9 protein-coding genes are annotated in these 13,558 nt (G+C 41.7%); 6 read left to right on the plus strand and 3 right to left on the minus strand.

Going from position 1 to position 13,558, the window contains the following annotated elements; genetic code table 11:
- The first annotated feature begins 41 nt into the window (after positions 1-41).
- The 5 genes from LH29_RS23170 to gnd are packed head-to-tail and all read left to right on the plus strand — an operon-like array spanning position 42 to position 6,070.
- Positions 42-1,115, plus strand: a complete 1,074-nt coding sequence (locus LH29_RS23170) for a sugar kinase (RefSeq protein ID WP_045033799.1) — start codon at positions 42-44, stop codon at positions 1,113-1,115.
- A gap of 24 nt (positions 1,116-1,139) precedes the next feature.
- Entirely contained in the window at positions 1,140-2,426 is a 1,287-nt protein-coding gene (locus LH29_RS23175; protein ID WP_045033801.1) for a lactate racemase domain-containing protein, read from the plus strand.
- 18 nt (positions 2,427-2,444) lie between these two features.
- Positions 2,445-3,458, plus strand: a complete 1,014-nt coding sequence (locus LH29_RS23180) for a Gfo/Idh/MocA family protein (RefSeq protein WP_045033802.1) — start codon at positions 2,445-2,447, stop codon at positions 3,456-3,458.
- Positions 3,459-3,473: 15 nt separating this feature from the next.
- Positions 3,474-4,604, plus strand: coding sequence for a 4-phosphoerythronate dehydrogenase PdxB (gene pdxB / locus LH29_RS23185; protein ID WP_045033803.1), 1,131 nt, complete (start codon positions 3,474-3,476; stop codon positions 4,602-4,604).
- Between the two features lie 11 nt (positions 4,605-4,615).
- Positions 4,616-6,070, plus strand: coding sequence for a decarboxylating NADP(+)-dependent phosphogluconate dehydrogenase (gene gnd / locus LH29_RS23190; RefSeq protein ID WP_045033806.1), 1,455 nt, complete (start codon positions 4,616-4,618; stop codon positions 6,068-6,070).
- Positions 6,071-6,138: 68 nt separating this feature from the next.
- Here the strand turns inward: gnd and LH29_RS23195 are convergent, their stop codons facing one another.
- From LH29_RS23195 to LH29_RS23210, 3 genes are all read right to left on the minus strand, one after another.
- Positions 6,139-7,176 (minus strand): zinc-dependent alcohol dehydrogenase, encoded by a 1,038-nt coding sequence (locus LH29_RS23195; RefSeq protein WP_045033807.1) that lies wholly within the window; start codon positions 7,174-7,176, stop codon positions 6,139-6,141.
- Positions 7,177-7,741: 565 nt separating this feature from the next.
- On the minus strand, positions 7,742-9,079 hold the full coding sequence (locus tag LH29_RS23205; RefSeq protein ID WP_045033811.1) for an MATE family efflux transporter: 1,338 nt from the start codon (positions 9,077-9,079) through the stop codon (positions 7,742-7,744).
- Between the two features lie 74 nt (positions 9,080-9,153).
- Positions 9,154-11,757, minus strand: coding sequence for a DUF5916 domain-containing protein (locus LH29_RS23210; protein ID WP_045033813.1), 2,604 nt, complete (start codon positions 11,755-11,757; stop codon positions 9,154-9,156).
- 286 nt (positions 11,758-12,043) lie between these two features.
- Between LH29_RS23210 and accC the strand changes: the two genes are divergently transcribed.
- Positions 12,044-13,549, plus strand: coding sequence for an acetyl-CoA carboxylase biotin carboxylase subunit (gene accC, locus LH29_RS23215; RefSeq protein ID WP_045033815.1), 1,506 nt, complete (start codon positions 12,044-12,046; stop codon positions 13,547-13,549).
- The last annotated feature ends 9 nt before the right edge of the window (positions 13,550-13,558 follow it).

A 13,558-nucleotide genomic window follows, 5' to 3' on the forward strand; every position in this document is an offset into this window, starting at 1 on the left:
AAACAGTACAACTTAATGTGGTATACAAAAAATCAATAAATATGAAATTGAAACAAAATTGTAAATATGCCATGCTGGTCCCAACAAGTATGGGAACACGCATTACTCCTGAAAACGGTCAACCGGTTCACTCAAGCGATAAATTCACATTGTACGCTACCAGTGCCGAGACCAATGTTGCAAGCATCTCGTCGTACCTGGGATTGCCGGTAAAAGTGTTGACTACATTTGTGAAAGACAGTCCGATTGCAAAATTTATACAGAGCAATTTAAAGGCCCGCCACATGGATTATGAAGGCCCAGAAGTGGAGCAAGGCAATCCGTGGGGTTACCGCCACCAGATAAATATTGCCGACAGTGGTTATGGTAGCCGCGGACCACGCGTTTTTAACGACCGCGCCGGTGAAGTAGGCCGTACACTTAACGTAAAAGACTTTGATCTGGAACGGATTTTTGGCGAAGAAGGTGTTCAGATCGTACACTTGTCTGGGCTGATCGGTGCTTTATCGCCGGAAACAACCCAGTTTTGTCTGGAAGTTGCAAGAGCCGCAAAAAAACATGGTACCAAAATTTCGTTCGACCTGAATTACAGAGCTTCATTCTGGAAAGGCCGCGAAGAACAGTTGAGAAAAGATTTTACCGAGATTGCCTCGGTATCAGACATTCTCATCGGTAACGAAGAAGATTTCCAGCTTTGTTTTGGAATTGAAGGACCACCTGCCGGCGGCGAAGGTTTAAATGCAAAAATTGACGGTTTTAAAGGATTAATTACGCGAGTAAAAGAAACATTTCCTAACGCTTCTGTTTTTGCCACAACACTACGTGAAGTTATCAGTGTAAACGAACACCTTTGGGGAGCTATTATGCTGGAAGGCAACAACTGGCATGTGGTTGAACCACGCACCATCCACGTACTCGACCGTATTGGCGGCGGCGATGGTTTTGTTGGCGGAATGCTGTATGGTATATTAAAAGAATGGGAAGCTGAAAAATGGCCACAGTTTGGTTGGGCAACCGGAGCACTGGCTACCACATTTTTAACCGACTACGCTCAACCTGCCGACGAAGAACAGGTTTGGAGTGTTTGGGGCGGTAATGCGCGCGTTAAACGCTAATCATTAAATTTCAAAACAGACTAAATGATATATTTCGAAAAAGGTTCTACCGAAACAGCACTCAGTGCTGAGGATCTGAAAAATGGCCTGTTTGAAGCTTTCGAAAAAATGGGAGCCAAACAAAAAGTTTTGGCCATTCCTCCTGATTATACGCGACTTCCATCACGCGCAGGAGAACTCACCGAATTTGCCTGGGAATATTTCGGAGAACGTCTCACCGATGTACTTCCGGCGTTGGGAACGCACACTCCAATGACAATGGAGCAAATCAGCCACATGTTTGGAAAAATGCCAACCGAGTTGATTCGCGACCACGACTGGCGAAACGATGTGGTTACGCTGGGCACCGTTCCCGCTGAATTCGTAAAGGAAGTTTCGGAAGGTGCCGTTGATTATTCATGGCCGGCACAGGTAAATAAAATTCTGGTTGAAGGCAATTACGATTTGATTTTATCGATTGGTCAGGTTGTTCCACACGAAGTAGTTGGAATGGCCAATTACAATAAAAATATATTTGTAGGAACCGGTGGCGCCGAGGGCATTAACAAAAGCCATTACATCGGTGCGGCCTACGGTATGGAACGCATGATGGGACGTGCCGATACGCCTGTTCGGAAGATTTTTAATTATGCCTCCGAAAATTTTTCAAACCATATGCCTATCGTATATGTGCAAACGGTGGTTGGATTAAATAACGATGGCAAATTGCAAACATACGGACTTTTTATCGGCGATGATTTTGAAGTGTTTGATAAAGCCGCAAAACTTTCGCTGGAAGTGAATTTTGAAATGGTAGACAAACCAATTGCGAAAGCAGTGGTTTGGCTCGATCCAACCGAATTTAAAAGTACCTGGCTGGGAAACAAAAGTATTTACCGTACGCGCATGGCATTAGCCGACGGCGCTGAACTGATCGTTTTGGCTCCGGCTTTAAAGGAATTTGGCGAAGACCCTAAAATTGATGAGTTAATACGAAAGTACGGCTACTTCGGAACGCCTCACACCTTAAAACTTGTAGCGGAGAACGAAGATCTGCAAAATAACCTGGGAGCTGCAGCGCACCTTATTCACGGATCATCCGAAGGACGTTTTAACATCACCTATTGCCCGGGAAAAGGGAAAGAAAATATAACACAGCAGGAAATTGAGAGTGTTGGATTTAAATATGGCGATTACGATGAAGTAACAGCCAAATATGATCCGAAAAAGCTAAAAGACGGTTTCAACACAATGCCTGATGGGGAAGAAATATTTTACATTTCAAATCCGGCAATTGGGCTGTGGGCATACCGCGAACGTTTTGATTATTAACAAAAACAGACAGCAGAATTGAGTACTTCGAGCGAGAAAAAGAGCATAAACTGGGGAATAATCGGTGTAGGAAATGTAACTGAAGTTAAAAGTGGTCCGGCTTTTTATAAAGTCGAAAGCTCAAAGCTGGTTGCAGTAATGCGCCGAAATGACGAATTGGCTAAAGATTATGCCCGTCGCCACAATGTTCCGAAATGGTACAGCGACGGTTCAGCATTGATCAACGATCCCGAAGTGGATGCAGTATATATTGCCACTCCTCCCGACACACATGCGTCGTACGCTATTGAAGCGTTAAAGGCCGGGAAACCGGTTTACATTGAAAAACCAATGGCGCGCAATTATTCCGAATGTTTGGAGATGCTTAAAGTTGCTGAAGAAACAAAAACACCGCTGTGGGTGGCCTATTATCGAAGAACTTTACCTGCGTTCTTAAAGGTAAAAGAGCTGGTAAAAAATGGCAGTATTGGCAAACCTTTAATGGTGAATATAAAATTGTATAAACAAGCTGCCGAAGCCAATCAAAAACCTGAAGAAATGCACTGGCATGTATTTCCGGAGATTGCCGGTGGCGGGCATTTTTTCGATCTTGCCTCACACCAAATGGATTACCTTGATTTTGTTTTTGGGAAAATCACCGAAGTTAAAGGACAAGCGGTTAATCAGGCCGGACTCTACCCTGCTGAAGATACTGTTACCGGAACCTGGAAACACGAATCAGGTGTTGTCGGCACCGGTAGCTGGTGTTTTGTTGTAGATGAAAAATCGGAGAAGGATTATATTCAAATTATCGGAGAAAAAGGCGAAATTTGTTTGCCTTGTTTCACGCATGGCGACGTTATTGTAAAAAACCAAAATGGAACAGAAAAACTAAGTTTTAATAATCCGCAACACATTTCGCAAAACCTTGTTGAACAGGTGGTGAATGAATTACTGGGAAATGGCACATGTGTGAGCACCGGCGAATCGGCGGCCCGCACCAGCCGGGTACTTGATGAGATGGTTAAAGATTATTATTCGGAACCACAATAGGCACATTAGAACACAATGAAGATTATTATTGACAATAAAATACCATATATAAAAGGAGCACTTGAACCTTTTGCTGAAGTTGTTTATCTGCCGGGAAGCGAAACTACTCCCGATGTTGTAAAAGACGCTGATGCAATTATTACAAGAACAAGAACCATTTGTAATGAGAAATTGCTTCGCGGTTCGAAAGTAAAATATATAGCAACGGCAACCATTGGCTTCGATCACATTGACACTGATTACTGCAAACAAGCAGGAATTGAATGGACCAATGCTCCGGGTTGTAATGCCGAGAGTGTAAATCAATATATTTCTTCAGCGTTGTGCTCATGGGCAATGCGCAAAAGAACCGATCTAACGGGGCTAACCATCGGAATTGTTGGTGTTGGAAATGTTGGGAAACGCATTGCAAAAACCTGCAAAATTCTTGGCATGAATGTCCTGCTGAACGACCCTCCACGTGAACGGGCAGAAGGAAGTAGCGTGTTTGTTTCGCTGGAGACAATTCAAAACGAAGCAGACATTATTACCTTTCATGTTCCGTTGAATATGACCGGCGAAGATGCTACTTTTCACATGGTAGATGAAGATTTTCTGCAAAACCTGAAGAAAAATCCCCTACTAATAAATTCGTGCCGGGGAGAGGTTTGTGATTCAGATGCCATATACAATGCCCTTGAAGCAAACGATATTAAAGGTTTTATTGCCGATTGCTGGGAGAATGAACCAGAGATAAATCTCGATCTGTTAAACCTTTGTGAGTACGGCACCCCGCACATTGCCGGCTATTCAAAAGACGGCAAAGCCAACGGAACGAAAATGAGTGTACAGGCCATTAGCCGTTTTTTCGATTTGGGCATCAACAATTGGGCACCAACCAATGTTGAACTACCTGCAACTACAACCATTGAAATTGATGGCAAGCAACGCCGCGAATATTCGATTTTGGCGGAAGCTATTTTAAGCACTTACGATATTGAAAACGATGACGACGACCTTCGGGATTCACCGCTAAAGTTTGAACAACTGCGAGGAGATTACCCTGTTCGCAGGGAGTTTAATACGTATACCATTGAAGCAAAAAATATTGAAACAGAAACTTTGGAAAAACTGAAAGAATTAGGATTTAAAATTAAAAACAAATAATACGCAATAGCATGAAAAAATTAGCTGATATTGGATTGATCGGGTTAGCTGTTATGGGCGAAAACCTGGTGCTAAACATGGAAAGCAAAGGCTACACAGTGGCCGTATACAACCGCACGGTTGAGAAAGTTGACAAATTTGTAAATGGCAGAGGAGCCGGTAAAAACTTTATCGGAGCGCATTCAATCGAGGATTTTTGTGCCTCACTGGAGAAGCCTCGTAAGGTTATGATGCTGGTAAAAGCAGGTCAGCCGGTTGATGACTTTATCGATATGGTTATCCCCCACCTTGAGGCGGGCGACATTATTATCGATGGCGGTAATTCACATTTTCCTGATACAATTCGCCGTACTAATTATGTAGAAAGCAAAGGATTGCTTTACATCGGAACAGGTGTTTCAGGTGGCGAGGAAGGCGCATTAAAAGGTCCTTCAATTATGCCTGGCGGATCGCCGGCTGCATGGCCACATGTGAAAGAGATTTTCCAGGCTGTATCGGCAAAAGTTGAAAGCGGCGAACCTTGTTGCGACTGGGTTGGCGAAGGCGGTGCCGGTCACTTCGTAAAAATGGTTCACAACGGAATCGAATATGGCGATATGCAGATTATCACCGAAGCCTACCAGTTAATGAAAGAATTGCTGGGAATGAGCAACGATGAAATGCACGAAGTATTCAAAAAATGGAACGAAGGTATTTTAGACAGTTACCTGATTGAAATTACACGCGACATTTTAGGTTATAAGGATGAGAATGGCGAGGAAACTGTAGAAATGATCCTCGACACAGCCGGACAAAAAGGAACCGGTAAATGGACAGGTATTTCAGCACTTGATCTGGGTATTCCGTTAACATTGATCGGCGAATCGGTTTTTGCACGCTGTTTGTCGGCCCAGAAAGATCTGCGTGTTCAGGCCTCAAAAGTAATTGAAGGCCCTAAACCGGAGTTTAAAGGCGACAAAAAACAATTTATCGACGATATTGAAAGTGCTTTGTTAGGTGCAAAGATAATCTCGTACGCACAGGGTTACAACCTGATGATGGAAGCTGCCAGCGAACACGGCTGGAACCTGAATTACGGTGGAATTGCCCTGATGTGGCGTGGAGGATGTATTATCCGTTCAGTTTTCCTTGGAGATATCAAAAAAGCATTTGATAACAACCCTGAGTTACCAAACTTGCTGCTTGATCCGTTCTTCAAACAAAAAGTTGAAGAAGCACAGGCAGGCTGGCGTCGTGTTTGTGCAACTGCATTGGCCAACGGAATTCCGGTGCCTGCATTAACTTCAGCACTGTGTTACTTCGATGGTTTCCGCAGCGAACGTTTGCCGGCCAACTTACTTCAGGCACAACGCGATTATTTCGGAGCACATACCTACGAAAGAGTTGATAAACCACGTGGCGAATTTTTCCACACCAACTGGACCGGCCGTGGTGGCGACACAGCATCGTCAACTTACAACGTTTAAATTTTTTAGTAATACATATGAAAAGAGGAAGCATTTGCTTCCTTTTTTTATTTTACACCAAATTGGTTTTAGAAATTAATCATCGCTTTTATTGCGCCAAATTTGTAGCCCTCAACAACATCAAAAGCCACCGGTGTTTCTTCTAGCGTAAATTCATGCGTAACCATTTTCGAAACTTGTACCGCTCCGGAGATTACCAAATCAATAGCCTCTTCAACACAATGGTTTTGGCGGCGTACATTTATTACGTTTAATTCCTTTCGGCGCATTAAATCCATATCGAAAACATATTGCGCATCCGGTGGAATTCCTACCAATACCAGTTTCCCTCCCGGTTTCAGAATTTTTATCGCATTATTTACCGCCTCTTGCTCACCACTGGCTTCAAAAACCACATCAAGCAACAGTTCTTCCTGTTTTTGAACAGTCGCTTCTACATCCTCACTTGCAGGGTTTATTAACCACGATGCACCTATCTCATCAGCTTTATTTAAGCGGTATTCCAATGGTTCTATCACTCCCACATTATTAACCTCGTCGGCCAACAATTTAAACAGAATGCTCAGTCCAATCGGCCCTGCGCCAAATATCCCAACGGTAGTTTCCTTTTTCTGAATCTGAGCCAGCTTAACCGCATAAACACCAATTGAAAGTGGCTCGATCAAGGCTGCCTGCCTGGTATTCAATTTATCGGTTACCGGATAACAGGTAAACGAGGGCATAACAATGTATTCTGCCAAACAACCTTCAATCTGGCCGGGGCAACCTAAAAACTTATTATTCCGGCAGGTATGCGGACGGCCCGCCAAACACTGATCGCAAGTGCCACAATGAACTGAAGGATCGACAACCACCAGGTCACCAACCTTAACATTACTTACTTCTTTACCGGCTTCAACAATTACCCCCGAGCATTCGTGCCCTACCTTAAACGGGTATTCAACAACCTGCGAGCCAATCTTCCCTTCCGAGTAATAATGAATATCCGATCCACAAACTCCAACAGTGGAGATTTTTACCTTCACATCCGTATCGCTCGTCAACACTGGTTCAGCTGTCTCTGTTAACTTCATCTGCCGAATTCCGGTTAAAACTACTGCTTTCATTTTTTATAAGAATTAGCTATTTGCAAATTGAACACCGGCTTTGTTGCCACTTTTAGATTTTGACTAAAAATACGATCTGTTATTATTCGTACCAAATAAAAACATTGAAAGATTTAAAACAAATCAGCTTTCTGAACACCCAAATTCTGCCGGGAACAATACAAAATGCTACATTCTTTACTGATGCTTTACACAACTATAAGAACATGATTTTTATCACAACATGCGCTTTATTTGCATTTTTCGAATAAATGGCGATTTTTTTCAAAAAAAACTAAAACTATTCTAAAACATATTGTCAATATCACAAACACTGACAATCAGGACCATAAGTCTTATCAATAAGACCTTTTTAACAAACATTAATTAATTTTAAAAAATACTTAAGATTTAAATCATTTTTATACTATATTAGCGGAGCCTTATATGAATAAAACGATTTAGATACTTATTAGAACTACCTTTTCTCTATTAGACCAATAAGTTTTCTGATCTAACTAAACTAGACTATGAACAATCGGGTTATCAACAAAAGATAACCCGCTTTTTTTTGGTAAAAACTGAATTAGGCTAAACGTTTCAGCAAGCGCATAAACCGGATGTAAAACAATATACCTGCTGTTCCCAAACCAACCAAATAGCCATACCATATTCCCTGAGGCCCGGCATTTAAAACAAACGTAAAAACATAACTGGTTGGAATACCAATCAGCAAATAAGCAATAAATGCAATTAGCATTGGTGTGGTAACATCGGCCATTCCGCGCAACGAACTTTGCATTATAACCTGCAAGCCATCGAAGAGCTGAAAAACGGCGGCTATAATCAGTAAACTGGCTGCAACCTGAATTACGTTTTCGTCGGTGCTAAACATTAATGGAAGTACATTTCGTAACAATATAAATAGTAGTGCCGACAATGACATAACTATAAGTACCAAATGTGTAGATGCAAAAACCGCTCGCCGTAACGAGAGATAATCCTTGTCACCCATTTGATGACTTACGCGAATGGTATTGGCTTGCGAAATGCCGAGCGAAATCATATAGGTGAATGTGGCTAATCCGAGCGCTACCTGGTGGGCTGCAAGCGGAGTTTCGCCCAGCCACCCCATCATTACCGCTCCAATTGCAAAGGCTGCAACTTCAACAATCAACTGAAAGCCGATGGGAATACCAATTCGTAATAAAGCCACAATATCCTTTTTGAATATTTTTTGATAGCGGGCAAAAACAAAATATCGTTTAAACCGATTATTCCGAAGAATAAAATAGGCAAACAACAGTGGCATACAAATTCGCGAGGTAAGCGTCCCGATTCCAGCTCCCAGAAGTCCCATTTCCGGGAAACCGAACTTACCGAATATAAATACATAGTTCACCGCAATATTTATAACGTTGGCGCTGAGGGTAATTTGCATGGCAATCTTTGTATTTCCTATTCCTTCGAAAAACTGCTTTAAAGTGAAAAAGAACATAAAAGGCAGATATGACGCGCAAAGTAAGAGATAGTAAGGCCGGGCCAGGTGCAAAACATTTTCGGGCTGCCCCATAAACGGAAGAAAAAAGTATATGCTGAACATAAGAGCCGTTAAAGCCACTGATGCAGTAAGATGTGCTGCAATTCCATTTTTCAACCAAACAATAGCCTTTTGCAATTGATTCTGGCCAAAAGCCTTTCCAACCAAAGGTGTAAGCCCCATTGTTACGCCCATACCAAAAACCATCCCAATCATAAATACACTGTTGGCAAACGATGCTGCTGCAAGTTCAGTTGTTCCAACGTGTCCAACCATCATGTTATCGGCCAGCGATACGGTAACCTGTCCGATTTGCGATAAAACGATCGGAAGTGCCAGGGTTAGATTACGCCTGTAAAATGGAAGATAATCTTGAAATTTCACGCACCAAAGATACTTTTTTATTTGGGCTAATTAACGAAGCAAAAAAGAACGCTGAACAAGTTTTATGGTATTTATTATAACGAAAACCAGTAGCTGAATTTAATCATAAAAGCATTTTCGGCACTAATTTTTCGAATGTCTTTGAAACTATCGAATAATGAAGAATTATAAGCTTCCTGGTAATCGCTACGATTATGGCTCCAAACAAAATAGAAAGTCGATCCTGTTTTATATTCCCAGCGGGCTACGAAATTCGACCTGAATTCCTGAAAATTAAAATCGAAATCATACGATGAAAAATCGTGGTAGACGTTGCCATCATCGTCAGTCAACAAATCATTATTACGTGTCAAAAACTCAAACCGTTGGTTAAGATCTTTGGATTTTGAATCGTTCACGCGGCGATAATCAACATATTTTCCTGAGGAAACATACGGGCTGCCATAATATTGAAGCGACAACTCCGGCGTAATAAAAAACTCGGCTCTGAAGGTGGTATAGAACGTCTGACGTTCAAGATTACCAACCACATATTCGGTCTTGGCATTTACATTCGATCGGCGAAGATACTGGCTGTTATCCTGTTCATTTATATAGGAAGAAGCCGACGAGAGCATAAAACGTGTACTAACTCTCCAGTCCACTTGAAATGAGTATGAATTATCGAATGTAATATTATCTTCCGATCTTGTGAAATCCGTTCGAACCCCTACAAAGAAATCACGCTGCGAATTGGTTTGAATAGCTGCTCCCAAACGGTTTCGGTTGTTAATTCGTAATGAAGGCCCACCACGTAATCGTCTGGTATCAATTTCATTTATGTATCGATAAGCAGCCAAATCAAATCTCCAGTAATTTTTGAATCGCCAACCTGCAGTAAAGCTAAAATTATCTCTCAGATTATCTCCGTTAAAGTTCCAGTCATGACCTTGAGCTAAACGGAATGAATAATTCAGCAATATACCTTTGGGTTTATTTACCAGATATTGAATCCTGAAATTCTGATCGACATAATCTGCCTGCCGCAAATATCCAACATCATTCAAATCAACTCCTGGCGAACGCCATTCAACGTCTCCTGTAATTCTTAATTTACCACTTCGTTTACCGCCGGCTACTTCTCCCCCCCAACCACTTAGGCTTGTTCTGGTGGGATCATATTCAAGGTAATCGGCATCAACACGTTGATAATAGTGACGTGAATTTCTTTGCAAACGAGCAATTGATTCTTCGCTTCCGCTAATTCGTGAAGTAAATCCTTTTGCGGCAACATAATATTTTCTGTTCTTCCAGTTGTGCTCAAAATCAAGCCCGCCAACAAGTGAGTTATCTGTTAAAAATTCAAGATTTTCGTCTTTAATATTTCGAATCGAAGAGGTAACAATTCCTCCCAATACGGTACTGCCCTCATTGAAATCCTGCTTTACACGTGCAATAGAATAATTAGTAAATGGTTCAACAGCTTCTTTAATGGTTTCGTCGGCAGATTTAATTGTTGCGGTTTCTCTGGCAGTCATACTATTAACCAGCCCCAGCGAAAAACCCTTTTTATTCTTTCCTGTAAGTTTTAATGCGTTTATAATGGAAGTATTTTCCGGCATTTCCAGACTCTGATCTTCATCATAGTCGGGCTCGTAACTTGGTGCATGACCAATACGACGCGAATAGAAAAGCATATCATGACCTGAATTGTATTCCAAAATACTGTTCCCTTCCAAAAAGAATGGACGCTTCTCATCGTAAAATACTTCGTACGAGGTCAGGTTTAGTTCCGAAGGATCGGCTTCAACCTGCCCAAAATCGGGATTAAAAGTATAATCCAAAGTAAAATTCGAGCTTACGCCAATCTTGCCATCAACACCAAATCCAAAATTCTCTTTATTCGTCGAATTCGGAAAATATTGTCCGCTGGCATAGGGCATCACTTCAAAATTACGTTTGTATGGGATATTCTCTATTCCGCGCAGTTCCCCAAAAATATATACCATTGCTGGAGCATCAATCGGAATTAATTTCCACTGGCTTTCTTCACTAAGCCGGTGTATCCAGCGCCAAATATGCATCCCCCATATCTGCTCTTCCTTTTTTGAATAACGTATCTGAGAAAATGGAACACGCATTTCTGCATACCAGGCTGAATCTCCCAATGATGTTTTGCCATCCCAAACAGCATTCCAGTTAAAATCCCAGCCATATTCTCCCATGTGCATCAGGTCAATTTTTTGGCCAGCTGAAGTTAAATTAAACTCAAATGCAGTTTGTTTATCCTGGTATGAATCAAGAGCAATGCCTGCAACATCTCCATTTAATTCATCTCTTCGCCCAAGTATTGGATCCATTTCATCGGGCTCATCATCATAGGCGATAATTGCAAAGTACAGATACTTATCGTCGTAAAGTATTTTTATTTCAGTTTCCTGTGAAGCTTTTTGCGCCTGATGCGGTTGTTGTTGAATAAAATCTCCGTCCCAGGTGCCAACAGTCTGCCAACACTCATCATCCAGTTTCCCATCAATCTTTGGAACCAGAGAGGTTCGCGTGGCATAATACACCCTTTTCATGCTGGCATAATGATTTACTAATGAGTCATCCGACAATGTATAATCATAATCTTGTGCTCGAACTACAGACACAAAGAAGGTAAAAAATAAGAGGGTAAAAATTAATTTTGAACGCATGATTGGTTTTTAATTGCCATCAAAAATAGAAATTATTAGAAAATAAAAAAACACTTATCATAAAAAATATAATTTTAGACCCATTGCTTTTGGAATTCAAATTTTATCCGCCGGAAACACTAATATAAAACAGTTTTTTACATTTATTAACAATTAACCATGCCACAGGTATCTCTCAACAGGTAACTTCCAATCTAAATTTTTTGAGTGTAAACATTTTTTGCAAAACAGAGTTATTATTTGCAGAAATTAAGATGACTTAAACTTATATTGATTTCAAAGTTGTATGAAGAAAATCAAAAAGATTCTAATCGCAAACCGAGGCGAAATTGCGATTCGCGTTATGCGAACCTGCAGGGAACTTGATCTTGAATCAGTTGCCATTTACTCGGAAGCAGACAGGACTTCGCTTCATGTGCGTTATGCCCACGAAGCTTATTGTGTAGGTAAAGCACCATCGAGCGAAAGTTACCTGAACATTGATAAAATTATAGAAGTTGCTAAACAAAGTGGCGCTGATGCAATTCATCCCGGCTACGGCTTTTTATCGGAAAATGCCGATTTTGCCCGACGTTGTACCGAAGAAGGAATAGTGTTTATTGGTCCGTCGCCGGAAGTTATCATTCAAATGGGTGATAAAATCCAGGCCCGCGAAGCGATGACTGCCGCCGGAATTCCCGTAGTACCCGGAACCGATGGTGAAATAAAGTCGGAAGATGAAGCGCTTGAAGTGATAAAAAGTATCGGTTTGCCGGTAATGATAAAAGCATCGGCCGGTGGTGGCGGAAAAGGAATGCGCCTGGTGAAAAACGAGTCGGAAGTGGTTTCTGCAGTTCGCGCAGCCCGCTCTGAAGCTAAGTCGGCTTTTGGCGACGATGCCGTTTACATCGAAAAGTACATTACTTCACCACATCACATCGAGTTTCAAATTTTGGCCGACCAGCACGGAAATACCGTTCACCTTTTCGAGCGTGAATGTTCGGTTCAGCGTCGTCACCAGAAAATGATCGAGGAAACTCCATCGCCGTTGATGACTCCTGAGTTGCGCGATGAAATGGGAAAAGCAGCCGTTGAAGCTGCAAAAGCAGTAAATTATGTAGGTGCCGGAACCATTGAATTTTTGGTGGATAACGACCTGAATTACTATTTCCTTGAAATGAATACGCGTTTGCAGGTGGAACACCCGATTACCGAACGTGTTACCGGAATCGACCTGGTAAAACAGCAAATTTATGCTGCTGAAGGCCGTGAGTTGGAATTTGGGCAGGACGACCTTAGACAAAGAGGCCATGCCATAGAATGCCGTATTTATGCCGAAGATCCGGATAATAACTTTATGCCAAGCGCCGGAAAAGTGTATAAGATATCAACTCCACTGGGGCTGGGCGTTCGTACCGATGGTTATGTGTATGAAGGTTATGAAATTCCGATTTACTACGACCCGATGATCTCGAAACTGATTGTTTGGGGAAAAACACGCGACGAAGCCATTGCGCGTATGCGACGGGCACTGTATGAATACAAAATTACCGGAGTAAAAACATCAATAAAAATGCTGGAACGTGTAATGAACAACGAAAACTTCATTGCCGGAAATTACGACACCCATTTTATTGAGAAAAACCAGGAACAGCTGCTTTCTAACGGAATGAAAGACAATCCGGAAGACATGGTTATTATTGCTGCATTTATCGATTACCTCGATAAACTGGGAAGCAATGCTGCAGTAACCAAAGAGTTTGTGCCGGCACAAAGCCGCTGGAAAAAAATTCCATACGTAAATCATTTTTAAACAAGAATT

It is taken from the genome of Draconibacterium sediminis (assembly GCF_000949475.1).
Classification (GTDB): domain Bacteria; phylum Bacteroidota; class Bacteroidia; order Bacteroidales; family Prolixibacteraceae; genus Draconibacterium; species Draconibacterium sediminis.